20 protein-coding genes are annotated in these 22,961 nt (G+C 67.8%); 11 read left to right on the top strand and 9 right to left on the bottom strand.

The genetic code is table 11. The annotated features are described in order from the left end of the window. Positions 1–3 precede the first annotated feature (3 nt). From AC2IR1_RS02565 to AC2IR1_RS02555, 3 genes are read right to left on the bottom strand one after another with little or no spacing between them, the layout of a single operon-like run. Positions 4–2,088, bottom strand: a complete 2,085-nt coding sequence (locus AC2IR1_RS02565) for an MlaD family protein (RefSeq protein ID WP_486474714.1) — start codon at positions 2,086–2,088, stop codon at positions 4–6. Next, a complete protein-coding gene (locus AC2IR1_RS02560; protein ID WP_486474713.1) occupies positions 2,085–2,801 on the bottom strand; it encodes a paraquat-inducible protein A in 717 nt (238 codons plus the stop codon). The genes AC2IR1_RS02565 and AC2IR1_RS02560 overlap by 4 nt, the downstream gene beginning before the upstream one ends. After that, a complete protein-coding gene (locus tag AC2IR1_RS02555; RefSeq protein ID WP_486476362.1) occupies positions 2,798–3,490 on the bottom strand; it encodes a paraquat-inducible protein A in 693 nt (230 codons plus the stop codon). The genes AC2IR1_RS02560 and AC2IR1_RS02555 overlap by 4 nt, the downstream gene beginning before the upstream one ends. 300 nt (positions 3,491–3,790) lie before the next feature. Between AC2IR1_RS02555 and AC2IR1_RS02550 the strand changes: the two genes are divergently transcribed. Continuing rightward, positions 3,791–4,972 carry a MalY/PatB family protein gene (locus AC2IR1_RS02550; protein WP_486474712.1) on the top strand — a complete coding sequence of 394 codons (1,182 nt, stop codon included), beginning with the start codon at positions 3,791–3,793 and terminating at the stop codon, positions 4,970–4,972. 279 nt (positions 4,973–5,251) lie between these two features. Further along, a complete protein-coding gene (locus tag AC2IR1_RS02545) occupies positions 5,252–5,884 on the top strand; it encodes a VOC family protein (RefSeq protein WP_486474711.1) in 633 nt (210 codons plus the stop codon). A gap of 93 nt (positions 5,885–5,977) precedes the next feature. Here the strand turns inward: AC2IR1_RS02545 and AC2IR1_RS02540 are convergent, their stop codons facing one another. From AC2IR1_RS02540 to AC2IR1_RS02520, 5 genes are all read right to left on the bottom strand, one after another. Further along, positions 5,978–6,439, bottom strand: a complete 462-nt coding sequence (locus AC2IR1_RS02540; protein ID WP_486474710.1) for an Hsp20 family protein — start codon at positions 6,437–6,439, stop codon at positions 5,978–5,980. Positions 6,440–6,579: 140 nt separating this feature from the next. Beyond that, positions 6,580–7,419 (bottom strand): trypsin-like serine peptidase, encoded by an 840-nt coding sequence (locus AC2IR1_RS02535; protein WP_486474709.1) that lies wholly within the window; start codon positions 7,417–7,419, stop codon positions 6,580–6,582. 66 nt (positions 7,420–7,485) lie between these two features. Beyond that, positions 7,486–8,820 carry a glycolate oxidase subunit GlcF gene (gene glcF, locus AC2IR1_RS02530; protein ID WP_486474708.1) on the bottom strand — a complete coding sequence of 445 codons (1,335 nt, stop codon included), beginning with the start codon at positions 8,818–8,820 and terminating at the stop codon, positions 7,486–7,488. A 3-nt stretch (positions 8,821–8,823) separates the two neighbouring features. After that, the gene (gene glcE, locus AC2IR1_RS02525) at positions 8,824–9,918 is read right to left on the bottom strand and encodes a glycolate oxidase subunit GlcE (RefSeq protein WP_486476361.1); all 1,095 of its coding nucleotides are present in this window, start codon (positions 9,916–9,918) and stop codon (positions 8,824–8,826) included. A 39-nt stretch (positions 9,919–9,957) separates the two neighbouring features. Beyond that, positions 9,958–11,415: an FAD-linked oxidase C-terminal domain-containing protein gene (locus AC2IR1_RS02520; protein ID WP_486474707.1), complete on the bottom strand. Its 1,458-nt coding sequence runs from the start codon at positions 11,413–11,415 to the stop codon at positions 9,958–9,960. A gap of 118 nt (positions 11,416–11,533) precedes the next feature. On the opposite strand from AC2IR1_RS02520, the gene AC2IR1_RS02515 reads away from it, so the two are divergent. The 9 genes from AC2IR1_RS02515 (at position 11,534) to AC2IR1_RS02475 (ending at position 21,934) form a co-directional block, all read left to right on the top strand. Next, on the top strand, positions 11,534–12,229 hold the full coding sequence (locus AC2IR1_RS02515) for a DUF599 domain-containing protein (RefSeq protein ID WP_486474706.1): 696 nt from the start codon (positions 11,534–11,536) through the stop codon (positions 12,227–12,229). Between the two features lie 231 nt (positions 12,230–12,460). After that, complete coding sequence (locus AC2IR1_RS02510; RefSeq protein WP_486474705.1) at positions 12,461–13,906, top strand: SidA/IucD/PvdA family monooxygenase; 1,446 nt, start codon at positions 12,461–12,463, stop codon at positions 13,904–13,906. A gap of 10 nt (positions 13,907–13,916) precedes the next feature. Next, complete coding sequence (locus AC2IR1_RS02505) at positions 13,917–14,951, top strand: DUF5591 domain-containing protein (RefSeq protein ID WP_486474704.1); 1,035 nt, start codon at positions 13,917–13,919, stop codon at positions 14,949–14,951. Beyond that, a complete protein-coding gene (locus tag AC2IR1_RS02500) occupies positions 14,948–15,931 on the top strand; it encodes a substrate-binding domain-containing protein (protein ID WP_486474703.1) in 984 nt (327 codons plus the stop codon). Before AC2IR1_RS02505 ends, AC2IR1_RS02500 begins: the two co-directional genes overlap by 4 nt. A 239-nt stretch (positions 15,932–16,170) precedes the next feature. After that, the gene (locus AC2IR1_RS02495; RefSeq protein WP_486474702.1) at positions 16,171–17,655 is read left to right on the top strand and encodes a 4-hydroxyphenylacetate 3-hydroxylase family protein; all 1,485 of its coding nucleotides are present in this window, start codon (positions 16,171–16,173) and stop codon (positions 17,653–17,655) included. A 3-nt stretch (positions 17,656–17,658) separates the two neighbouring features. Next, positions 17,659–18,840, top strand: a complete 1,182-nt coding sequence (locus AC2IR1_RS02490) for an amidase (RefSeq protein ID WP_486474701.1) — start codon at positions 17,659–17,661, stop codon at positions 18,838–18,840. After that, positions 18,837–19,718, top strand: a complete 882-nt coding sequence (locus AC2IR1_RS02485; RefSeq protein WP_486474700.1) for a polysaccharide deacetylase family protein — start codon at positions 18,837–18,839, stop codon at positions 19,716–19,718. Before AC2IR1_RS02490 ends, AC2IR1_RS02485 begins: the two co-directional genes overlap by 4 nt. After that, positions 19,715–21,184, top strand: a complete 1,470-nt coding sequence (locus tag AC2IR1_RS02480) for an amidohydrolase family protein (protein WP_486474699.1) — start codon at positions 19,715–19,717, stop codon at positions 21,182–21,184. Before AC2IR1_RS02485 ends, AC2IR1_RS02480 begins: the two co-directional genes overlap by 4 nt. Before the next feature lie 3 nt (positions 21,185–21,187). Beyond that, positions 21,188–21,934, top strand: a complete 747-nt coding sequence (locus AC2IR1_RS02475) for a maleate cis-trans isomerase family protein (RefSeq protein ID WP_486474698.1) — start codon at positions 21,188–21,190, stop codon at positions 21,932–21,934. 6 nt (positions 21,935–21,940) lie between these two features. On the opposite strand, the gene AC2IR1_RS02470 is transcribed toward AC2IR1_RS02475, so the two are convergent. Beyond that, the gene (locus tag AC2IR1_RS02470) at positions 21,941–22,960 is read right to left on the bottom strand and encodes an aldo/keto reductase (RefSeq protein WP_486474697.1); all 1,020 of its coding nucleotides are present in this window, start codon (positions 22,958–22,960) and stop codon (positions 21,941–21,943) included. Between the last annotated feature and the right edge of the window lies 1 nt (position 22,961).

The raw sequence follows: 22,961 nt of genomic DNA, 5'->3' as shown, positions 1-22,961 counted from the left end.
TGGTCATCTCCCGAAGAGGATCGAGTTGGGGTTGCGTTCCAGTTCGCGCGCCAGGGCGCTGATCGCATCGGCGGCGCGGTTCAGCTCTCGCAGGGTCTCGCGCACGTCGCGGCCCATGCCGGCATCCGCGTCATACCCCGCAAGGGTCTTGTTGGCGCGGTCCAGCACGGTGCGCGCCCGGCTCAGCAGGTCGGGCAGGTCGTCGGCGGCGGTCTCGATCGACCCGGCCGCGTCCCGCGCCGATTGCAGCGTGTCATTCAGGTTCTGCACCACGCCGCCCTGCTGCAGTTCTGCCAGCACGTCGCGCAGCCGGTCCAGCGCCTCGTTCAGATGGCCCGGCAGGGCCTTGGCGCCCTCGGTGCCCAGCACCGCATCGGCGCTGTCCATCAGGTCCTGCAGGCTGCGCGCCAGTTCGTCCAGCGGCACGTCGGCGGCACTGTCCGCGATCCGGTCGATCTTCTCGACCACGCCGGGCACCCCGGCGATGGCGCCGTTCACGCCGCCCGCCGCATCCGACACCGCCTGCAGCGCATCCGACAGCTTCTGCGCCGCCTGCTGCTCGTTCAGCGCCTGCACCAGCTCCTCCACCTGGTCGGCGATCCCGCCGATCTGGCCCGGCAGCGCCTGGATCTCGTCCGATCCAAGCACGTCGCGCGCCTCTCCCAGGATGTCGCGCACATCGCCCGGCACCTGGTTCAGCGCCTCGTTGCCCGCCAGCGACCCGATATTGTCCAGCGTGTTGATCGCGCTGTCGATCAGCTCCTCGATCTTGAGGTTGTTGATCCGCTCCATCACGCCCTCGGCCGTGGCCGACACGTCGCTGATCTGGCCCGGGGCCGTGGGGATCTGCGGATTGCCCTCCGCCTCCGTGCCCAGCTCCGCCGCCGGGGCATCGGGCAGCTCCACCAGCTCCACCTTCAGACCGCCCGTCAGGATGGAGGCCGTGGCCAGCCGCGCCCGCAGCCCGTCTTCGCGGATGCGGTCGGCAAAGAACTGCGTCGCATCGATGGGCGTGCCGGCCTTCTCCAGGCCCAGCTTCGCCGGGCGGATCTGCAGCGTCGCCGCCAGCCGCACCTCGTTGTCGCCGAAACGCTCCGGATCGACGATGCCGTTCACCGCCTCGACCCGGCCGATCTTCAACCCGCCATAGGTCACCGGCGCATCCACCGACAGGCCCGAAACATTCTCCTCGAAGATGGCGGTAAAGCTCAGCCGCTCGCCCTCGCCCTCGCCAAAGGCGCTGGCCCGCGCCGCGTTCTCATCCGGGTAGACGGTAAAGACCTCTCCCTCCGACACCGGCTCGCCGCCCGAGACCACGGTGTTGAAGGTCACGCCCCCCAGCAGCAGCGAAGAGACGGAGCTGAAGTCGAGGCTGGCACCGTTCGGCCCGAGGGAGAAGTTGAACCCCGAGGTATCCCAGAACCGCGTGGCAGAGGTCAGCAGCCGGTCATGCGGGGCATAGATGATCGCATCCGCCTCGATGGTGGCGCCGTCTTCGGTCACCTCCGGCTGGCCCACCCGGCCCACCTCGATCCCGCGGTATTCGATCGGCACGTCGGCGGTCAGCCCGCCTTCGGCCGCCGCCCGCAGGCGGAAGGTCGTGCCCTCGCGGCCCTCGCGGTTCAGCGGCGGCTGGTCCAGCCCTTCGAAACTGCGGGCCTCGCCGCTGCTTTCGCCGTCCCACAGCCCCTCGATGTAGACCCCCGACAGCACCGTGCCCAACCCGCTGACACCGCGCGCGGTGACCTGCGGGCGCACGATCCAGAACCGCGCGTCGCTGTCGACGAATTCGGCCACGTCCTTGTCCAGGCGGATCATCACCTGCACATCCTTCAGCCCCTCGCCAAAGCCCACCTGCTCCACCACGCCGACGGCCACGTTGCGATAGCGCAGCTCGGTCTCCCCGGCGGAAATGCCCTCCGCGTTCTCGAAGGACACCTCGATCAGCGGGCCGCGGTCCTCGTAGCTGCGCCAGGCCACGGTCAGCGCGATCGCCAGCGCGATCAGCGGCAGGATCCAGATGACCGAGACGCGCTCGGCCAGGGTACGGCGGTCGGTGGTTACCTCGACCTCGGGGGTGTCGCTCATCTGGCGGGATCTCCGATTGGGCTGTCTGCCGGGGCCGGGGCGGGCGCATCGGGCGCATCCGGCCCCTCTTCCGGCAGGGGCTCCGCCGCCTCGGCATCCCAGATCAACCGGCTGTCGAAGGCCATGGCGGAGAACATGGTGAAAATGACCGAGAGGGCGAAGTAGAGGCTCGCCTGCCCGGGACGCACCGCCACCACCGCGCCCAGCTGCACCAGCGAGCTGAGGATGGCGACGACGAAGACGTCGATCATGGACCAGCGGCCGATGTACTCGACCAGCTCATGCAGGTGCTGGCGCCGTGGGGCGCTCATCCGGCTGCCGTGGCGCACGCCGAAGGCCAGCGCCGCGATGACCGAGAACTTGGACACCGGGATCGCCACCGAGGCGATCAGGATCACCAGCGCGATCCCGTAGGACCCGTGATGCGCGATCTCCAGCGCGCCGCCGATGATCGTGTTGTCCTGGGTGCCGATGAAGGTCCGGGTGACCAGCATCGGGTAGACATTGGCCGGCACGTAGCAGGCCAGGCCCAGGATCCACCAGATCCAGACATGCTGCAACGCATGGGGGTTGCGGCTCTTCAGGTGATGCCCGCAGCGCCCGCATTGCTTGGTGCCCTGCGGCCAGACCCGCGAACAGCGGGTGCAGGCGACAAGCCCCATCTGCCGGGCAGAGCGCAGCCCCGGCACCTTTTCCCGGGAACGCCCGCTCATGCCGAACCTCCCCGGTTTCTGTCCAGACCTCTGTCCAGGCTGCGGTCCAGACTGCGCCAGACCGACTGGCGGCAGGTCAGCCCGTCCTGCACCGGCACCAGGATCACCAGCAGGGCGAAGATCCAGAAGGCCGGGCCGAACTCCACCCGCGCCAGGTCGCTCACCTTGATCAGCGCCACGGCACAGCCGATGGCGAAAACCTCCGCCATGGACCAGGGCCGCAGCGCCTCCGACAGGCGGAAGGCATGGATGGCACCGGGCCAGGGCGCCCGGTCCCGCACCAGCGGCGCCAGCACGTAGATCGCCAGCAGCGCCCGCAGCGCCGGGATGAAGACGATCAGCCCCGCCAGCAACAGCGACAGCAGCGTGAAAAGCGGAGAGGAGGAAAACGCCAGCGCCGCGTCCAGGATCGAACTCGCATGGGCCAGCCCCGCGCGGCTGATCCGCAGGAAGGGCAGCGATGTCGCCGTCAGCGCCAGGATCAGCACCGCCACGGCCACCGCGATGATCTGCTTGCCCGCCTTGCGCCGCGGCGCGATCAGAACGTGACCGCAGCGCCGGCACAGGGCCCGCTGCCCCGCCGCCGGCTCCGCCAGCCGCTGCACCGCGTCGCAACGCGGGCAGGCGATCAGATCGGAGAGCGGAAGGCCCTGCGGATCCGTCGCGGTCACGGGAAAGGTCTCGGTCACGCGGTCACTCTGCTTCGGCCCGTCCGGCGGCACGGCCACCTCTTCGGGGGAATTCTGAACAGTCGGGTACAAATAGCCTCACCACCTTTGCCGTCAAATGGCAAGCCAGCCACCAGTCGCAGGACAGGTCGCAGGCGCCGCCACGACCTGCCCCCTCCGCCCCCTGCCCCCTCCGGCAATCAACCACCGGGTAAGCCTTTTCTGTCAGCAGGCGCAGCGCGCGCCACTGGATGTGCGCAACTGCCCCTTGCGCCCACGCCCCGAAGGCCTAGCGTCACACCAAGCCTCTGGAGACCCTGAATGACGACCCCGAATTTCGACGAGATCATCGAACGCCGCGGCACCCACTCCGCCAAGTGGGACAACATGGAAACCTACTACGGGCTCTCGCCCGAAGACGGCCTGCCGATGTGGGTCGCCGACATGGACTTCCGCCCGCCCGCCTGCGTGACCGAGGCGCTGCAGGCCTATGTCGATCATGGTGTCTTCGGCTACTTCGGCGATGATGCCGCCTACCGCGACGCCATCGCCTGGTGGCAGGAAAACCGCCACGGCTGGACCATCGACACCGGCGCCATCTTCTCCACCCACGGGCTGGTCAACGGCACCGGGCTCTGCCTGCAGGCCTTCACCGAACCCGGCGACGGGGTGGTGCTGCTGACGCCGGTCTACCACGCCTTCGCCCGGGTCATCCGCGCCGCCGACCGCAAGGTCGTCGAATGCCCGCTGGCCCTGAACGGCGGCCGCTACGAGATGGACTTCGACCGCTGGGATGCCCAGATGACCGGCGAGGAACGGATGCTGATCCTCTGCTCGCCCCACAACCCCGGCGGCCGGGTCTGGACGCAGGAAGAACTGGACGGCGTCGCGGCCTTCGCCCAGCGCCACGACCTGATCCTCGTCTCGGATGAAATCCACAACGACCTGGTGATGCCCGGCCACAAGCACCTGCCGATGGCACGCGCCTGCCCCCAGATCGCCGACCGGCTGGTGATGATGACCGCCACCACCAAGACCTTCAACCTGGCGGGCGGGCACACCGGCAACGTGATCATCCACGATCCCGCCCTGCGCCGCCGGTTCGAAAAGACCATGGGCGCGCTCGGCATCTCCGCCAACAGCTTCGCCCTGCACATGGCCACCGCCGCCTACACGCCCGAAGGCGCCGCCTGGGTCGATGCGCTCTGCGCCTACCTCGATGGCAACCGGAAACTCTTCGACGATGGCATCGCCGCCATCCCGGGGCTGAAGTCGATGCCGCTGGAAGGCACCTACCTGGCCTGGGTCGATTTCGCCGACACCGGCATGGAGGGCGCCGAAGTGCAGCGCCGCATCCTGAAGGACGCGAAGATCGCGGTGAACTACGGCGAGGCCTTCGGCACCGGCGGCGAAAGCTTCCAGCGCTTCAACCTCGCCATGCCGCGCACACGGATCGCGGAAGCGGTGGAGCGGATGCAGAAGGCCTTCGGCGATCTGCAGTGAGGTCGGGCAACGGGGAGGGGGCGCTGCCCCCTCTTGAGCCGTACCGGCTCAATTCACCCCCGGAGTATTTCCGGCCCAGTGAGAGAGCAAGACGGGGCTGTCATGGAGGGGGTGCGGCAGTTCGGACGGCGGGATCCACCCGTGGCGAACCTCCGCCAAGCTCTCCCATGCCGGACCTGTAATGGGCCTGCACAGAGCGTTTTTCGCACCGTCGGGTTACCGACATGATACCGACGTAATACCGACGTTTTAATCTGGGCTTTTCAGGGAGTTGGCAAAATGTATCCGGGTACGTATCTGGACCACATCGTGGTCGTCGCGGGGGACCTTGCCGAAGGCATCGCCTGGACCGAGGAAAGGCTGGGCGCAGCCCTGCCGCAGAGCGGTGGCAAGCACCCCCTGATGGGCACCCACAACCGGGTAATGCGCCTGGGAGAGGCGACGTTTCTGGAGGTCATCGCCCCCGATCCGGACGCCCCCGATCCCGGGCATGCGCGCTGGTTCGACCTCGACACGCCACCGGCGGAACCCTGCCTCGGCCACTGGCTGGTCCGGCTGCCCGGGCTGATGCAGCACCGGGGCGATCTGCCCGGGATCAACGGCGGGGTGCAGCGCCAGCAGCGCGGGGACATGCGTTGGGTCATCACCGTGCCGGAGGACGGCCGGCGCCCCTTCGGCGGGGTCTTTCCCAGCTTCCTGGACTGGCAATGCGATGAGGCAGACATCCCCCCGCGCGCCATGCCGGGCGGCGATTTTTCCATTGTATCGCTGGAACTTGCCCATCCCCGCGCGGAGCAGGCTGCGGGCCTTCTGGCCCCGGTCCTGCAGGATGAACGGGTCCACTGGACGGTGGCCGACCGGCCCTCTCTCACCGCGCGGCTGATGGGGCCGGCGGGTGAGGTCGTGCTCTGAAAACGCAGAAGGCGCGGCCCTTACGGACCGCGCCCCACTGAGGTAAGTCCCGGGCGTTCTCAGCTCCCGGAACTGTACAGGGCCCGAGGGAAATCAGGCGTCCTGTGCTTCGATCGCGCGGGCCGTGCTGGCGCCGCGGGCGATCTCGATCCGGCGGGGTTTCAGTGCTTCGGGCACCTCCCGCACCAGGTCGATATGCAGCATGCCGTCGGCATGGGTGGCCCCGGTGACCCGCACGTGATCTGCCAGCTGGAAGCGGCGCTCGAAGGCACGGGTTGCGATGCCGCGATGCAGGTAGGTCCGGGGTTCGGCTTCCTCACCCTTGCGGGCAGAAACGACCAGGGCCTTTTCCTTCACCTCGACCGACAGCTCATCATCGGCAAAGCCGGCAACAGCGATCGAGATGCGATAGGCATCGGGGGCGGTTTTTTCAATGTTGTAAGGCGGATAGCTCGGCTGTGCCACATCGTTGGCAAAGACGCGGTCCATCATGTCGGCCAGTTGGTCAAAGCCGACGGTGGCACGGTAGAGCGGAGCAAGATCGAAGTTACGCATGGGTTGGTCATCCTTCTTGAAGCGATAACTGCTATGTGCGGCCCTCCCTCCGGGACGGGCCAGATCCGGGACCCTGTCGTGGCGTCCCATGCAATTTATCTGGGGGGCGGCCCCGGGGCCTTCAAGAGGGCAAGCGGCGATCACTCTCCCGGTCGGACAAATTTCGCTCCTATGTCCCGGCGGCTGCTGCCGGCGGTGATCCGGTTGACCCGCGGCGCGGCGGCCAGGCCATAGCCCATGCCCGCTTCCAGCTCTGCCTTCAGCACCGCCAGTGGCGCCTCCAGCTCGGTGCCCAGGGCCACCGGGCCGCCATCGACCTCCGCCTTGGCCGAGACGACGGACACGATGCGCGGCACCCCGCTGGCAAAGGAGAAGATCGGCGCGCCGGAGGAGCCGTAATCAACGTTGCAGGAGGTCACTAGCACCCCGCGCTGCCGCGCGATCACGCCACAAATTTCCTGCAGGGAAGGCGCTTCGGCCCGGTCATGGGCGTAGGAGACGATCCCCACCTTGTCCCCGGCGGCGGGCCGCATGTCGGTCTGGAAGGGGATCACGGTGGTGTTGCGGATCGGGCGGACCAGCTCCAGCAGAGCCAGGTCGTTGCGCACCCGCTCCGCCGAAACCTCCGCCTCGTAGACATAATCGGGATGGGTCACCGCGCGGCGTACCTCCCGGTAGGCGCTGGCCCGGCCGTTGCGCATGCCTGCCAGGAACTCGATGCTCTCCGGGTCGATCCTTGCGCCGGTCGTGCGGTCGTAAAGGCAATGAGCCGCCGTCAGCACCAGGTCCGGCGCGACAAGGGCACCGGTGCAGAACCCCTTGCCGCCGATGTCGAGGCGCCCCACCGCCTCCCACCCGCGCGACGCATCGCCGGTGTCCAGCCGCTGCAGCTCCGAATCCGCGGCGCGCAGGGGGCCTGCAGCCAGGAAAGGCAGCAGGAACAACAGGGTAAGGGGGGCAATCAGGGCGCGGGGTGTCATCTGGGCTCCGGGGTGTCGGGCCCAGACTGTACCCTGCATCGGGCCAAATTGCGGCAGCCCATGGGATTAATCGCGAAGGTTCGGCACCCCCTGCGGCAGGATTTCGCCACTCAGCGCGGCGGGTTTCGGCCCACCGGTCGCCCAGTCCAGCAGCTCCACCGAATGCACCACGGGCACACCCGTGCCCGAACCGATCTGCATCATGCAGCCGATGTTGCCCGCGGCGATCACCTGCGGCGTCAGCGCCTCCAGCGTGGCGACCTTGCGCGCCTTCAGCTGGCCCGAAATTTCCGGCTGCATCAGGTTGTAGGTCCCGGCAGAGCCGCAGCACAGGTGCCCGTCAGCCGGCAGCAGAACCTCGAACCCGGCCTGTTTCAGCAGGGTTTTCGGCGCCTCCGTCACCTTCTGACCATGCTGGAGAGAGCAGGCCGCGTGATAGGCCACCCGCATGCCCCGCGCCTCGTGATCCGCAGGCACCTCCGCCAAGCCCAGCCGTACCAGCAGTTCGGTGATATCCAGCGCCAGTGCACTGACCCGCGCCGCATCCTCGGCCAGCCCGGTTTCCCGGAACATGTGGCCGTAGTCCTTTACCGTGGTGCCACAGCCGGAGGTGTTGATGACGATCGCGTCCAGCCCCCCGCCCGCTGCCTCGGCCATCCAGGCGCGGATATTGGCCTCGGCCGCCGCGTGGCTCTCGCCCTCCCGCCCCATGTGGTGGGTCAGCGCCCCGCAGCACCCGGCGCCCCGGGCCACCACGACCTCCGCCCCCAGGCGGCGCAGCAGGCGGATGGTGGCATCATTGATGTCGGTGTTCAGCGCCTTCTGGGCGCAGCCGGTCATCAGCGCCACCCGCATCCGGCGCGGCGCCTGCGCGGCAAAGCTTTGCGGCCGGTCGTTGGGCGACACCGGGGGCAGCTGCGCCGGGGCCATGTCCAGCATGGCCCGCAGGCGGGGATCGGGCATCAAGCCCTTGAAAGGCCGCGCGATCCTGGCCCCCATCAGGGCCAGCCGGAAGCGCCCGGGATAGGGCAGGATCCGTGCCAGAAGCCCCCGCAGCACACGATCCCGCCAGGGCCGCCGGTAGCGCTGTTCGATATAGGCCCGGGCATGATCCACCAGGTGCATGTAATGCACGCCGGACGGGCAGGTCGTCATGCAGGCCAGGCAGGACAGGCAGCGGTCGATGTGGCGCACGGTCTTCTCATCCGGCACCCGCTCGTTTTCCAGCATGTCCTTGATCAGGTAGATGCGCCCCCGCGGACTGTCGAGCTCATCGCCCAGCACCTGGTAGGTCGGGCAGGTCGCGGTGCAGAACCCGCAATGGACGCAGGCGCGCAGGATCTTGTTGGCCGTCGCGGTCGCCGGATCTGAAAGCTGTTCGGGGGTAAAGTTCGTCTGCATGCCTCAGGCTCCCATCAGGCCGGGGTTCAGGATGCCGCCCGGATCGAACCTTTGCCGAAGGCCCGCCTCGATCCGGGCGACCGGGGCCGGACGCGGATGGAACATCGGCAGGCCACTGCCACGCACCAGCGTCGCATGGCCCCCAAGCTGCGCAACTTCGGCCCGCACGGCCTCCACCGCATCGGCCAGCAGCCAGACCAGCCCGCCGGACCAGTCCAGCATCGCCTCATGCGCCACGCCCGCGCCGGTCAGCGCATCAAGAATGCGTGGTGCATCAAGGGGTTTCACCGACAGTTTCCAGACGGCCCCGGGCTTCTCCGCGAAGGCGGTCACGTCCCGCACCCCGCGCCAAAGTGCGGCGCTCTCGTCTCCCTCGACGAGGAGGTTGCCGCCACCTAGTGCAGCATCCAGCGCCTTCGCACGATAGGCGACAGATCCCGCCAACCCCTCGACCCGCAACAGGCGCGCACCATCGGCCCAGGCCGCGCCGCTGACGTCAAAGGGCGTCCCCATGGCGCGGCAGAGGCCCCGAACGGCCTCCTCCGCCCCCTGCACGTCCAGCACCAGCGTGGCCTCTGCCTGCGGCTTGGCCAGCACCTTCAGGCTGACCTCCGTCAACACCCCCAACGTGCCCCAGCTCCCCGCCATCAGCTTCACCAGGTCGTAGCCGGTGACATTCTTCATCACCCGCCCGCCGTTGGAGATGACCTCGCCCGCCCCATCGACAAACCGCACCCCCAGCAGGTGATCGCGACAGGCCCCCACCTGCATCCGGCGCGGACCGGAGACATTGGCAGCCACCACGCCGCCGATCGTCGGCACGCCGTCGGTGCCCAGCAAGACCCGGTGATCCATCGGCTCGAAGGCCAACCGCTGGCTCTTCTCTGCCAGCAGCGCCTCGACCTCCGCCAGCGGCGTGCCCGCCCCCACGACCAGCGTCAGCGCGCCCGGCTCGTAAAGCCGTACCCCCGACAGCCCGCCCGTCTGCAGCACCTCGCCCGACAGCGGCGCACCCCGCGTGCCCCCACCCTGCACCGCCAGCGGCCTGCGCGCCTCCCGCAGCATCTCGGCCAGCTCGGTCTCTGTCCCGGGTCTCATCATTTTTGGGCTCCAAATATCCTGGGGGGAATGGCGCCGTCAGGCGACATGGGGGGCAAGGCCCCCCTGCCCCCAGCGGCTGTCCGAGGCCTCCAGCGGAAACACCTTGGCCGGGTTCAGCAGCCACTGCGGATCGAAGACATCCTTCACCCGCATCTGCGCCTCCAGATCGGCAGGCCGGTACTGATGCACCATCAGATCGCGCTTCTCGATCCCCACGCCGTGTTCACCGGTCAGGCAACCGCCCACCTCGACACATAGCTTCAGGATCTCCGCCCCCAGCCCCTCGGCCAGGGCCAGCTGGCCCTCCTGGTTTGCATTGAACAGGATCAGCGGATGCATGTTGCCGTCCCCCGCGTGGAAGACATTGGCCACATCCAGTCCGAAGTCCCGGCTCAACTCCCCGATCCGGGCCAGAACGCGGGGCAGCTCGGTCACCGGGATCGTTCCGTCAAGGCAGAGGTAGTCGTTGATCTGCCCCATGGCGCCGAAGGCCGATTTCCGACCCAGCCAGATCCGCGCGCTTTCCTCCGCCGATCCGCTCTCACGCAGTTCCACCGGGTCATGCCTGCGGGCAATGGCGGTGATGATGGCCAGCTGTTCGGCGATCTCGGCGCCCGATCCCTCTACCTCCACGATCAGCAGGGCCTCGCAATCGGGATAGCCCGCGCCGGAGAAATCATCGGTGGCACGGATGCAGGGACGGTCCATGAACTCGATCGCCACGGGCAGGACCCCCGCCTCGATGATGTCGCTGACGCATTGGCCGGCCACCTCCAGGCTGTCGTAGCCGATCAGCACAGGCCGCGCGCCCTCGGGCTTTGGCAGGATGCGCAGCGTGGCTTCGGTCACCACGCCCAGCTGCCCCTCGGATCCGCAGACCACGCCCAGCAGGTCCAGCCCGGCGGCATCCATGTGCGCGCCGCCCAGCTCGATCACCTCGCCCTCCATGGTCACCAGCGTCACGCCCAGGAGGTTGTTCGTCGTCACCCCGTATTTAAGGCAATGCGCCCCGCCGGAGTTCATCGCGATGTTCCCCGCAATGGCGCAGGCCAGCTGGCTGGACGGGTCGGGGGCGTAGAAAAAGCCCTGCGCCTCCACCGCGCCGGAAACGGAGAGGTTGGTGCGCCCGGTCTGCACCCGGATGAACCGGTTGTCGTAATCGGTTTCGAGCACGGCATTCATCCGCGCCACGCCCAGGATCACCGAATCCGCCGTCGGCAATGCGCCCCCCGCCAGCGATGTCCCCGCCCCGCGTGGCACCACCGGCACCTTCATCTCGTGGCAGATCGCCAGTACCGCCGCGACCTCTTCGGTCGTCGCGGGCAGCACGGCACACAACGGCGGGCAGCGGTAGGCGGTCAGTGCGTCGCACTCGTAGGCCCGCGTCTCTGCCGGGTCCTCGATCACGGCGGTGGCGGGCAGAACGCCGCGCAACCGCGCAACCAGCGCAGCCTTGCGTGAAAGGACAGCGGTGTCCGGCTCCGGCATCTGCATGGCTATCCTCCATCGCTTGCAGGTGTCTGGCGGGTCCCTATCAGGATTGGTAAAATTTTAGAACCAATTTTTCCCATAGGCAAGGACCACCTCCGCTGGCTATCTGTAAGCCATGTCGATGACCGAATTCCTTTCGCTTTTCTCCGCCGCGGATGCCCTGGGCGTGTTGCTGATCCTGGGCTGCTGGCTTGGCACCGGGTGGCTGATCGAACATCCTTCGGCCGCGCGTCCCTCCGTCTCCACCCTGATGGCGGAGAACCGGCGCGAATGGCTGCGCAAGCTGACGGAGCGGAGCAACCGGATCTTCGATGCGCAGATCCTCGGTACGCTGAGGGCCAACAGCTCCTTCTTCGCCTCCTCGACCATGATCGCCATAGGCGGCACGCTGGCCCTGCTGGGCAATTCGGATGAGCTTCGCAACATCGCCTCCGATCTTGGCGCCGTGCGCAACCCCGCAGTGTTCTGGGAACTGAAGCTGATCCTGGTCCTGCTCTTCATGGTGAACGCCTTCCTGAAATTCGTCTGGTCGAACCGGCTCTTCGGCTATTGCGGCGTGCTCATGGGGGCGATCCCCAATGACCCCGCGGATGCGAAATGCGTCCCCCGCGCCCTGAAGGCGGCACAGATCAACATCTTTGCCGCGCGCAGCTTCAACCGTGGGCTCAGGTCGATCTACTTCGCCATGGCCGCGACAGGATGGTTCCTGGGCCCGCTGGCCCTGATCGCGACCACGGCAGTGACCTGCGCCGTACTCTGGCGCCGCGAATTCGCCTCCCGCTCCCGCGAGTTGCTGCTGCAACGCGACGACGACTGACCCCCGACGCCCCCACCGGCGCCCTGCGCCGCCCGCTTTGCAGGCGCCTTGGTCAGGGGGCAGGGACAGCGGCGCGTGTTTTCTTGTCTGACTTGGCAAAGCCGGTCGCGGGCTCTGGCCCTGCGCGCCGGGAATGGAATCCTGTTCCGCAACAGGCCGTGGCAACCGGAGGATCGGGCCCGGCCGGACCACGCCCCGAGAGGGCGCGGCACTGCCTGATCAGGAGAGACCATGTCCGACCCGCTCGATGCGCTCGCAAGGGAAGCGCTGTCGCAGATCGATGCCCTGTCCTACCCCAAGAAGCCCTGGGTCATCCCGCGCCTGCATGCGGGCGATCCCGTGCTCGACGTGGCGATCCTGGGTGCGGGGCAGTCCGGCCTGTCGATCGCCCTTGGCCTCATGCGGGAAAACGTGACCAACATCCGGCTCTACGACCGGACCCTGCCGGGGGAGGCAGGCCCCTGGACCTCCTACGCGCGGATGAAGACCCTGCGCACGCCCAAACATGTCTCCGGGCCGGAGATGGGCATCCCCGCCCTGACGCCGGAAGTCTGGTACCGCGCCCGCTACGGCGATGCCGCCTGGGACCGGCTTGGCAAGATCCCCAAGGAGCAGTGGCAGGATTACCTGTCCTGGCTGCGCGGCGTGGTGCAGCCGCCGGTCTTCCACGGGGTGGAGGTGCTGGCGCTGGAGCCGCTCGACGGTGGGATCACCGCCATCCGCCTGCGCGATGCCGACGGGCATGAAAGCACCGACTACGCCCGCGCCGTTGTGCTCGCCCCCGGGATCCAGGGCACCGGCGCCTGGGCGGTGCCCCAGTTCGTCTCGGACGCGCTGCCCGCCCGGCTTTACGCTCATACCGCCGACGCCATCGACTTTGCCGCACTGCGCGGCAAGCGCATCGCGGTGCTGGGCGGTGGCGCCTCGGCCTTCGACAATGCCGCCTGCGCGCTGGAAGCGGGGGCCGCGCAGGTCGATCTTTTCGTGCGGCGGCCAAAGCTGCCGCCGGTGAACCCCTACCGCTGGATGGAATTCACGGGCTTCCTGCGCAATTTCCCCGACCTCGACGATGCGATGAAATGGGAGTTCATGCAGACCATCTTCCGCATGAACCAGCCGCCGCCGCAGGACACTTTCAACCGCTGCGCCGCCTGGGAAAGCTTCGCCATCCACTACGACAGTCCCTTCACCGCGCTGGCCGAACGGGACGGAGAGGTCGCGATCACCACGCCCCATGGCACCTTCGGGGCCGATGTCCTGATCGTCGGCACCGGCATGGCCATAGACCCGGGCCTGCGCCCGGAACTGGCCACCCTTGCCCCCGGCATGGCCACCTGGGCGGACCGCTTCGCCCCGGCTGCGTGTCCCGATGACTACGGGCTGGGCGCCTTTCCCTACCTGGGCGATGCCTTCCAGTTCACCGGCCGTGACGCCGCCACGGACGCCGTACTGCGCCGCCACTACTGCTACACCTTCGCCGCGATGGTCTCGCAGGGCTGCGCCGCCGGGATCTCTGCGCTGAAGTTCGGCGCCGAACGGGTGGTGCGCGGCATCACCCGTCAGCTGTTCACCGAGGACGCGGCGCAACACCTCGCCGCCCTGCGCGCCTATGACGAGGCAGAGCTGCGCCCCGAAACCGCGCCGCCCGCCACCCTTTCCCCCAAGACCGACGCCTGAGGAGGATCCGATGTCGAACCAGGTCATCGTCGAGGACAAGGCCGCCCGCTTCCTGCAAAGCCAGGAAAAGATCCAGGCGCCCTATGTCCTCGATCCGGAGCTTTGCCTCTACTGCCCGCAGGACAACCTCGATTCCTTGTCGCATCCCCGGATCGCCGACTGGATCGAATACGTCACAACGCGCTACATGCCGCCCCTGCCGGAGGGCGGGCGCAAGGTGCTGCTGATGATGCCCTGCACGGCGACGAAGCCCTATCCCTTCTCGACCGAACACCGCGCGATCAACCGCCGCCTGCATGACGAGGGCTTCCGCCCGATCACCCGGCAGCCGCTGGCGCAGGAACTTTGCGCGCGCCTCGGCCCCGACGATCCGCAGGAGCTGCTGGACCTGTCGATCCTGTCGGACGGCAAGGGCACCTTCATCCACCGCGCCGTGATCTCCGAACCGATGGCGCTGGTGCCCTACGAGACGATCAGCGGCTACGAGGGCAAGCCCTCGCCCTGCCACGCCTACGACGATCCGGGTCTGTTCGAAAAACGCGGCAATGCCGTCTCGCCCTGGCGGGCGGACAGCACGGCGCATCAGGTAGGGCCCTCGAAATGGATCTGGGGCGACAACGAGAAGCGCGCCTATGTCGAAATGCACAACGAAATGGCCCGCCTGCTGGCCAAGGCGATGGAGAGGTTCGGCGGGCTTTATGATGCCCGCATCTCCTGGGTTGCGCCGGGTCTGACGCACCGCTCCTTCGTGCTGGAAAAATCCGCGCGCAAGGCCCACGGCGTGCCGGCCTTCAAGAAGGTCGGCGGGCAAAACCTGCCCTTCACGGGCGCCAACGACCTGCTGCCCGAGCATCTGAAGATCACCTGCCTGCCGCTGGCCGAAGACTGCACCGACGCCATCGAACGGCTCGCCGTTCGCCTTGGCACCACGCCCGACCGCGTCGGATCCCACTGGTCGCGCGGCGGCGCCAATGCCACGCCGCTGGCCCTGCCGGAACTTCTCGACGTGCTGATCACCAACATCCTCGAAAAGGAAGCCGCATGACCCTGACGCTGACCGTCGGCTCCTCCGACAATGACCGGCTGCGGCCGCTGATCGACGGCGTGGTGCAGATCGAAGGAGTGGAAACCACCTGGACCACCCATCCCGTGCAGGATCTCTTCAACCTGCAATGTTCGCGCCATGTCTACGACGCCGCCGAATATCCCCTGGCCACCTACCTGCGCGACCTCGAAGGCGCGCGGCGCTACCTGGCGGTGCCGGTCTTCCCCTCCCGCCACTTCCGCTTCACCTGCGTCTTCGTGAACCGCGCCGCCGGGCTGAAGAGCCCTGCCGACCTGGCCGGAAAGCGCGTGGGCATCCCGATCTGGGACATGGCCGCCGCCGTCTGGCTGCGCGGCATCTTCGAGGAGCATTACAACCTGCCCATGCGCGCGCCGGTCTATGTCACCAATGGGCTGGAATTCGGCCGCACCGGGGATGAACACCCGCAGCAGTACCCGGACGATTTCCAGATCGTGCACGCCGATGACGAAGGCGGGCTGGCGCGGATGCTGGCGGAGGGGAAGATCGACGCGCTCTATACCGCCGCCGCGCCCTCGACCTGGGATCCTTTCGATCCCGATTGCCCGGTGACCCGGCTCTTCGACGATCCGGTCGAGGCGGAAACGGCCTTCTACACGAAGACGGGGATCTTCCCGCCCATGCACATCTTCGCCCTGAAACGCGCGATTGCAGAGGAAAACCCAGGCCTGACCCGCCGCCTCTACACCGCGCTTGCGGCCGCGCAGGACATGGCCCGGGCACAGATGTTCCACTCCGGCGTGCTGAAGACCATGCTGCCCTGGCAACTGGAAGGCCTGCTGGACGCCGAAAAGCGGCTGGGACAGGGCTACTGGTCCACCGGCTTCGCGAAGAACCGCGACACGATGGCGGCGATCATCCGCTACATGTCCGCCGAGGGCCTGCTGAAAACCAGCCTGACGCCAGAGGACATGTTCGATGCCGACATGCTGGCGACCTGAGCAGGCGCCGCACGGCGCTTGGCCCCTTCTGCGCCCTCGAATGCCTGTCCCTGCGCCCCTTCGGCGCCGGGATTGACGCCGGCCCGGCGGGCCGGAACCCTGCCCTCACCCCCGGAGCCTGACCCGAAAAAGGGCGAGAGGAGCCGGGGCGAACGGACCCAAGACAGCTTCCGCGGTGCATCGCAGGATCAAATTCCCCCTGCGCCGCCCAGACCGGAATTACCGGACCGGAGACCCAGATGCCCAAGAACGGTGCCGACCACCTCGCCAGCCTGCAGGATGACCGCTGCGTCTACATCGACGGCAAGCGCGTGCCTGACGTGAATACCGATCCCGCCTTCCGCGGCGCCGTCGCCTCGGCCTGCGCGCTCTATGATTTTCAGGCAGCGCCGGAAAATCAGGAGGCGATGACCTTCGCCTCGCCCAGGACCGGCAAGCTGATCAACAAGTCCTGGATGATGCCCACCAGCCACGCAGAGCTGGTCGAGCGTCGCAAGTCGATCGAGATGTGGTCGGCCCAGACCTGCGGCATGATGGGCCGCTCGCCCGATCACGTCGCCTCCACCTTCGTGGGCTTCCGCATGGGGCTGGATGTCTACGAGGCCTATGACCCCAAGCGCGCCGCCGCCATGGCGGACTACTTCGACTACATCCGCGACAACGACCTCTACCTCAGCTACGTCATCATCAACCCGCAGGCCGACAAGGCGAAATCCGCCGCCGGCCAGGCCGACCGCGATCTGGTCGCCCGCATCGTCGACGAAGACAGCGAAGGCGTGACGATCCGCGGCGCCAAGATGCTGGCAACCTCCGGCATCGTCGCGAACGAGATCATGGTCTCGGGCATCCAGCCGCTGCAGCCGGGGGACGAGGATTACGCCTTCACCCTCTGCATGCCGATGGCCACGAATGGCCTGAAGATGCTCTCCCGCCGCAGCTACGAAGGTGCCGCGACCTCCACCTTCGATTACCCGCTGTCCGCCAGGTTCGACGAAAACGACGCCGTGGTGGTCTTCGATGACGTGAAGGTCCCGTGGGAGCGCGTCTTCGTGCACCGCGACCTGAAGATGGCGCAGGCGCAGTGGCACCAGACCCGGGCCCATGTCATGCAGAATTACCAGTGCATGATCCGCCTGACGCAGAAGCTGCACTTCCTTCTGGGCCTCGCGCGCAAGATCGCGGAAACCAACAACATCATCGGCTATCCGCAGGTCCGTGAACAGCTGGGCCTGATCGCCGCCAAGGTGCAGAACATGGATGCGCTGGTCCTCGCGATGGAGGCCAGGGGCGAGCAATACGGGCCCTACTACGTCCCCGACCGTTCGATCCTCGTCACGGCTCAGGTCATCGCCCAGACGACCTATCCGGAAGTGGTCGAGGCGATCCGCATCCTCTCGGGTGGCGGCATGATCATGGTGCCCTCCTCGGATCTGGATTTCGCCAGCCCCGAGACCGCCGACATCATCGGCCGCACGCAGCGTTCGCCGGTGATGGACAGCCACGACCGCGTCAAGCTGATGAAGCTGGCATGGGATGCGGTCGGCTCGGAATTCGGCTCCCGCCACCTGCAGTACGAGATGTTCTATTCCGGCGCCCAGTTCGTGATCCGCGGCAATTCCTTCCGCTTCTTCGACTGGGACGAGGTGAAATCCCGCGTCGACGGCTTCATGGGCACCTATGACCTGGAAGTCGACAACCTGCTGACCCGCACGGCGGCGGAGTAGGCAATGGACACCGAAACGATCCGCAAGGCGGCCTTCGTCGGCCATTCCCCTGCCCCCTTCCGGGAAACCTCGGAAGGCCCGCTGTCGGACCTGACCTTCGCCGTGAAGGACCTCTTCGACATCGCGGGCAGCATCACCGCCTGCGGCAACCCCGACCGGCTGAAGGCCGGGCTGCTGGCTGCCGCCACGGCGCCTTCGGTACAGGTCCCGCTGGCTGCGGGCGCGCTTTGCGCGGGCAAGACCCACACCGACGAGGTCGCCTGCGGCATGTTCGGTGACAACGAGTTCTTCGGCACCCCCATCAACCCCCGGGCCCCTTCCCGAGTACCCGGCGGCTCCTCCTCCGGCTCGGCTTCGGCCGTGGCCGGGGGCCTTGTCGATTTCGCCCTCGGCTCCGACACCGGCGGATCCGTCCGCGTGCCCGGCAGCTTCTGCGGCATCTTCGGCCTGCGCACCACTTTCGGGCGGCTCTCGGTCGCGGGCGTCATGGCCATGGCGCCCAGCTTCGACACCGTCGGCTGGATGGCCCGCACGCCCGATGTCATGTCCCGGGTGGGCGCGGCCTATTTCGGCGCGCCCAAGCCCCTGTCGCCGACCCGCCTGATGCTGGCCCGCGATGCCTTCGCCATCCCGAACGCCCGCGTGGCCGAGGCGCTGACACCTCTGGCGCAATCGCTGACCACCACCGAAGTCGACCTTTACAAGGGCGGCGTAGATCATTGGCTGAACACCTTCCGCCCCCTGCAACTGGGTGACCTGCACGCGACACTGGGCACCTGGGCCGCGCAGCCGGGGCGTACCGTCTCTGCCTCCATCGCGCAGCGGATGGAACTGGCCAGCACGGTGACCGCCGCCGACATCGCCCCCGCCACCCTCTGGCGGGACGAGCTGACCGGCTACATGGCCGATCTGCTGGGCGATGACGGCGTGTTGTGCATCCCCACCGCCCACGACCTGCCGCCCGAGATCGGCGGCGGGCTGGAGCAGCTGATCGAGTTCCGCGAGAAGACCCTTGCGCTGACCTGCGTCGCTTCCCTCACCCGCCTTCCGCAGCTGAACATCCCCGCCACCACGGTGGAGGGCGTCCCCGTGGGCCTGTCCTTCATCGCCGGCCCACGCGGCGAAGAACGCCTGCTGTCGATCGCCGCCGATATCTTTGCGCAGCTGCCCGAAGGTGCCGCATGACGCGCGACTTCGTGGGCTACGGGCGCATGAAGCCCGACTTCCGCTGGCCCGGCGGCGCCGGTCTGGCGGTCGTCGTAGTGCTGAACTTCGAAGAAGGCGCCGAACCGTCCATCCCCGATGGCGACCCGGCGACAGAGCTTGCCCTGACCGATGCCATCCCCGGCGAGGTGCCCGCAGGGCAACGGGACTACGTGGCCGAGAGCCTTTTCGAATACGGCAGCCGCGCGGGCTTCTGGCGCCTTGCCGAGATGTTCGAGGCCTTCGACATCCCCCCCACCATCGGTGCCTGTGCCCAGGCGCTGCAGCGCAACCCCGAAGCGGCGCGGTTCATCGCTGAAAAGGGCTGGGACATCTGCGCCCACGGAAACCGCTTCCTCCGCCACGTCCTGATGACCGAGGAGGAGGAGCGCGCGGCCATCGCCGCCGCGGTCGAAGGGATCACCACCGCCACCGGCCAGGCCCCTACCGGCTGGCAATGCCGCTACGCGCCCTCCGACAACACCCGCCGCCTGATCGCCGATCACCCCTCGCTCCTCTACGATGCCGATGGCTACGCCGATGACCTGCCCTACTGGGTCGGAGAGCGGCTCGTGGTGCCCCATACCTTCACGCTGAACGACAACCGGATGGCCACCGCGAAACTGCCGACACCGGAAGATTTCCGCACCTACCTCGCCTCGGCCTTCCGGACCCTGCACCGCGAAAGCGCGCATTCCCCGCGCCTGATGACGGTCTCGCTGCACAACCGCATCTCGGGCCAGCCCGCCCGGTTCGAGGGGATCCGCAGTTTCCTGGAGGAGATCCACGAAACCCCCGGCGTCTGGTTCGCTCCCCGCGCCGAGGTCGCCCGCCATTTCGCGCAGGTCTGCCCGAAATGACCGGGCCGGAGGCGACAGGTCTCGTCCTGACCGGGGGCCTCGTCGCCTGCCCAGAGACCGGAGAGGTCACGGCGCGCAACCTGATCCTCCGCGATGGCCTGATCAGCGAAGATGCCACCGGACTGCCGGTGCGCGACATCACCGGACAGATGGTCATCGCCGGGCTGGTCAATGCCCATACCCACGGCCATGCCAACCTGAACAAGGGGGTGGCAGACCTCTGGCCGCTGGAATTCTCGCTGACGTCTGGCGGCTGGATGGCGGCGGGGCGCGATGCGCAGATGGTCTACGACAGCACCCTGCTCGGCGCCTGGGACATGCTGTCGAAAGGTGTGACGGCGGTCTACGACCTGGCCGTGGGCATGCCCGCCCCGAACCCCGAACACCTGGCCGCCGTGGCGCAGGCCTATGCAGACGCAGGCCTGCGCGCCGTGATCGCCCCCATGGTCGCCGATATCGGCTTTGCCGACAGCATCCCCGGGCTGGTCGAAACCCTCCCGCCCGCGATCGCCGCCACCATGTCCGGCGCGCCACAGGACCCCGACGCCCTGCTCACCAGCATCGACAAGGGCATGGGCATTGCCCTGCCCGAAGGCATCAGCTGGGGCCTTGCGCCGACGATCCCGCACCAGTGCTCCCCCGCTTTCCTGACAGGCGCGGCCGACCTTGCCCGCCGGCACGGCTGGCGACTGCACATGCATGTCGCCGAAAGCCGCCTGCAGGCAGAGGTCGCGCAACAGCTCTGGGGGGGCTCACCCGTCGACCGGCTGGCGGACCTGGGCGTTCTGGGCCCCGATTTCACCGTCGGCCACGCGGTATGGCTTGCCCGGCGCGACTTCGCCACGCTGGCGCGGCACGGCGCGACGGTGGCACATATTCCTGCCTCGAACCAACGGCTCGGCGCCGGGGTGGCGCCGCTCAAGGCGATGCTGGAAGAGGGGCTCACCCCCGGCCTCGCCACCGATGGTGCCAATTCCTCCGACGCGATGAACATGTTCGAGGCGATGCGCCATGCCTCCAACCTCTCCCGCCTATTCGAGACCTCGCGCGACCGCTGGATCGACGCCGCCACCGCCTACCGGCTGGCCACCCAGGGCGGTGCCGCCTGCATGGGCCTGCCGCCGTCGACCCTGCGGCCCGGGGCGCCGGCGGATCTGAGCATCCTCAACCTCGACACCCTGGCATTCACGCCCCTCAACGCCCCGCTGGTCCAGATGGTCACGGCGGAAAGCGGCAGTTCGGTCGACAGTGTCTTCGTCGCCGGGAGGGAGGTGCTGACCGAAGGCACGCCCACCTTCGACACCGACGCCCTGCGCGCCCGCATCGCCGGGCACATGCCCCGGATGGAAGCCGCCCGCGCCGACCAGCGCCGGGCGGCGGAAACCGCCCTGCCCCACATCCAACGTTTCCTCGACACCCGCACAAGGCCCGACCTGGGCTTCACCCGCACCCTTCCGACGGACTGAGACATGACCCTGCCCTATCCCTACAACGACCCGGCCACCTACACCCGTATCGGCCACATCATGCCCTCCTCCAACACCTGGGCGGAGCCGCTGACCTATGCCATGAACATGCAGGAAGCCGGGCGCATCTCGAACCACTTCTCCCGCATCGTGGTGAAGACGCTGGCGCTGAACGAAAGTTCCGAAAGCCATTTCCAGTATGAACCCATGCTGGCCGCCGCCCGCCTTCTGGCCGATGCCCCGCTGGACGTGATCACCTGGAACGGCACCTCCGCCAGCTGGCGCGGGATCGAGAACGACCAGAAGCTGTGCGAGCTGATCGAGGCGGAGACCGGCATCAAGGCGACCTCGGCCACCATCGGGTACTTCGACCTGTTCGAGAAGAAGAACTGGAAGAAGATCTCGATCGCCGTGCCCTATACCGAGGATGTCACAGCGGCGATCGTTGAAAACTACACCCGTTCCGGCTTCGACGTGGTCAATGCCGTCTCGCTGGGTTGCGTGGCCAACGTGGATATCGGTGCGACGCCCATCGACAGGATGCGCGCCCTGCTGAAATCCGCCGCCCATGATGCCGCAGATTGCGTCGCCGTGGTCTGCACCAACTTCCCCGCTACGGCGCTGGCGGAGGAGTTCGAGGCAGAGACCGGTATCACCCTGGCCGACTCGATTTCGGTCACCTACTGGGATGCCTGCATCAAAGCGGGTGTCGCGCCGAAGATCACCGGCTGGGGCCGCATGTTCGACTGAGGCCGCTCAGGGGGTCGGGGCAGCGGCATCCAGCAGCCCCGCCGCCTTCAGATCCGTCCAGAGGGCGCGCGGGATCTCCGCCTGCAGGGCGGCGACATTGCGCGCCACCTCTGCCGGCGTGACCGCCCCCAGCACGACCGAGGCCACCGCCGGATGCGCCAGGGCGAACTGCAACGCCGCATGGGGCAGGGCCACGGCGTGACCGGCGCAGATCTCCTCGATGCGCGCCACCTTCCGCATCACCTCTGCGGGGGCCGTTTCGTAATTGTACTTCGCCCCGGGCACAGCCCCCGTGGCGAGGATCCCGGAATTGAACACGCCGCCCAGGATCAGCGCCGTCCCGGTCGCCTGCGCCTTCGCCATCATCGAGGCCAGCGCCGGCTGTTCCAGAAGGGAGTAGCGCCCGGCCAGCAGGATCACGTCATACGCCGCATCGCCCAGGAACCGCTCGGCCATCTCGTGATCATCCAGGCCCAGACCGAACCCCGCGATCACGCCCTCCGCTTTCAGCTCCGCCAGGGTCCGCGTGGCCCCTTCCAGCGCTTCGCGATAGCGCGCCTCGATCCGGTCGGCACCATGGGTCCAGCTGTCGACGTCATGGATCAGCACAAGGTCCAGACGATCCGTCCCGAGGCGCAACAGGGATTGCTCGATCGACCGAAGGGTCCCATCGCGGGAATAGTCGAACCGCGGGCGATGCGGCAGGGATCCTACGAACCCCCTTGCCGCGGGCGCGACCCCGCCCCGGCGAGCCGGGTCCATCACCCGGCCGACCTTGGTCGACAGGACAACCTCGTCGCGCGCGACCGACCGCAGGGCGGTGCCCGTGCGATGTTCTGCCAGGCCATTGCCATAGTGGGGCGATGTATCGATCAGGGTCATCCCGGCAGACAGCGCGGCCTCCACCGTGGCAATAGCCTCATGCTCCTCAAGCCGGGCGTAGAAATCCCCCAGCGGCGCGGTGCCGAACCCGATCCGGCTGACGGTCAGACCGGTTTCGCCCAGGGGGACACGCGGCAGGGACACC

It is taken from the genome of Pseudooceanicola sp. NS-SX8, assembly GCF_057380755.1.
The sequence above is the reverse complement of the archived record's forward strand: the minus strand, read 5'-3'. Positions and strand labels throughout refer to the sequence as shown.

Bases quoted from the DNA above. Each gene is read 5' to 3' on its own strand.
- AC2IR1_RS02565 (WP_486474714.1), bottom strand. From the start codon at position 2,088: ATGAGCGACACCCCCGAGGTCGAGGTAACCACCGACCGCCGTACCCTG.
- AC2IR1_RS02560 (WP_486474713.1), bottom strand. From the start codon at position 2,801: ATGAGCGGGCGTTCCCGGGAAAAGGTGCCGGGGCTGCGCTCTGCCCGG.
- AC2IR1_RS02550 (WP_486474712.1), top strand. From the start codon at position 3,791: ATGACGACCCCGAATTTCGACGAGATCATCGAACGCCGCGGCACCCAC.
- AC2IR1_RS02545 (WP_486474711.1), top strand. From the start codon at position 5,252: ATGTATCCGGGTACGTATCTGGACCACATCGTGGTCGTCGCGGGGGAC.
- AC2IR1_RS02540 (WP_486474710.1), bottom strand. From the start codon at position 6,439: ATGCGTAACTTCGATCTTGCTCCGCTCTACCGTGCCACCGTCGGCTTT.
- AC2IR1_RS02535 (WP_486474709.1), bottom strand. From the start codon at position 7,419: ATGACACCCCGCGCCCTGATTGCCCCCCTTACCCTGTTGTTCCTGCTG.
- glcF (WP_486474708.1), bottom strand. From the start codon at position 8,820: ATGCAGACGAACTTTACCCCCGAACAGCTTTCAGATCCGGCGACCGCG.
- glcE (WP_486476361.1), bottom strand. From the start codon at position 9,918: ATGAGACCCGGGACAGAGACCGAGCTGGCCGAGATGCTGCGGGAGGCG.
- AC2IR1_RS02520 (WP_486474707.1), bottom strand. From the start codon at position 11,415: ATGCAGATGCCGGAGCCGGACACCGCTGTCCTTTCACGCAAGGCTGCG.
- AC2IR1_RS02515 (WP_486474706.1), top strand. From the start codon at position 11,534: ATGACCGAATTCCTTTCGCTTTTCTCCGCCGCGGATGCCCTGGGCGTG.
- AC2IR1_RS02510 (WP_486474705.1), top strand. From the start codon at position 12,461: ATGTCCGACCCGCTCGATGCGCTCGCAAGGGAAGCGCTGTCGCAGATC.
- AC2IR1_RS02505 (WP_486474704.1), top strand. From the start codon at position 13,917: ATGTCGAACCAGGTCATCGTCGAGGACAAGGCCGCCCGCTTCCTGCAA.
- AC2IR1_RS02500 (WP_486474703.1), top strand. From the start codon at position 14,948: ATGACCCTGACGCTGACCGTCGGCTCCTCCGACAATGACCGGCTGCGG.
- AC2IR1_RS02495 (WP_486474702.1), top strand. From the start codon at position 16,171: ATGCCCAAGAACGGTGCCGACCACCTCGCCAGCCTGCAGGATGACCGC.
- AC2IR1_RS02490 (WP_486474701.1), top strand. From the start codon at position 17,659: ATGGACACCGAAACGATCCGCAAGGCGGCCTTCGTCGGCCATTCCCCT.
- AC2IR1_RS02485 (WP_486474700.1), top strand. From the start codon at position 18,837: ATGACGCGCGACTTCGTGGGCTACGGGCGCATGAAGCCCGACTTCCGC.
- AC2IR1_RS02480 (WP_486474699.1), top strand. From the start codon at position 19,715: ATGACCGGGCCGGAGGCGACAGGTCTCGTCCTGACCGGGGGCCTCGTC.
- AC2IR1_RS02475 (WP_486474698.1), top strand. From the start codon at position 21,188: ATGACCCTGCCCTATCCCTACAACGACCCGGCCACCTACACCCGTATC.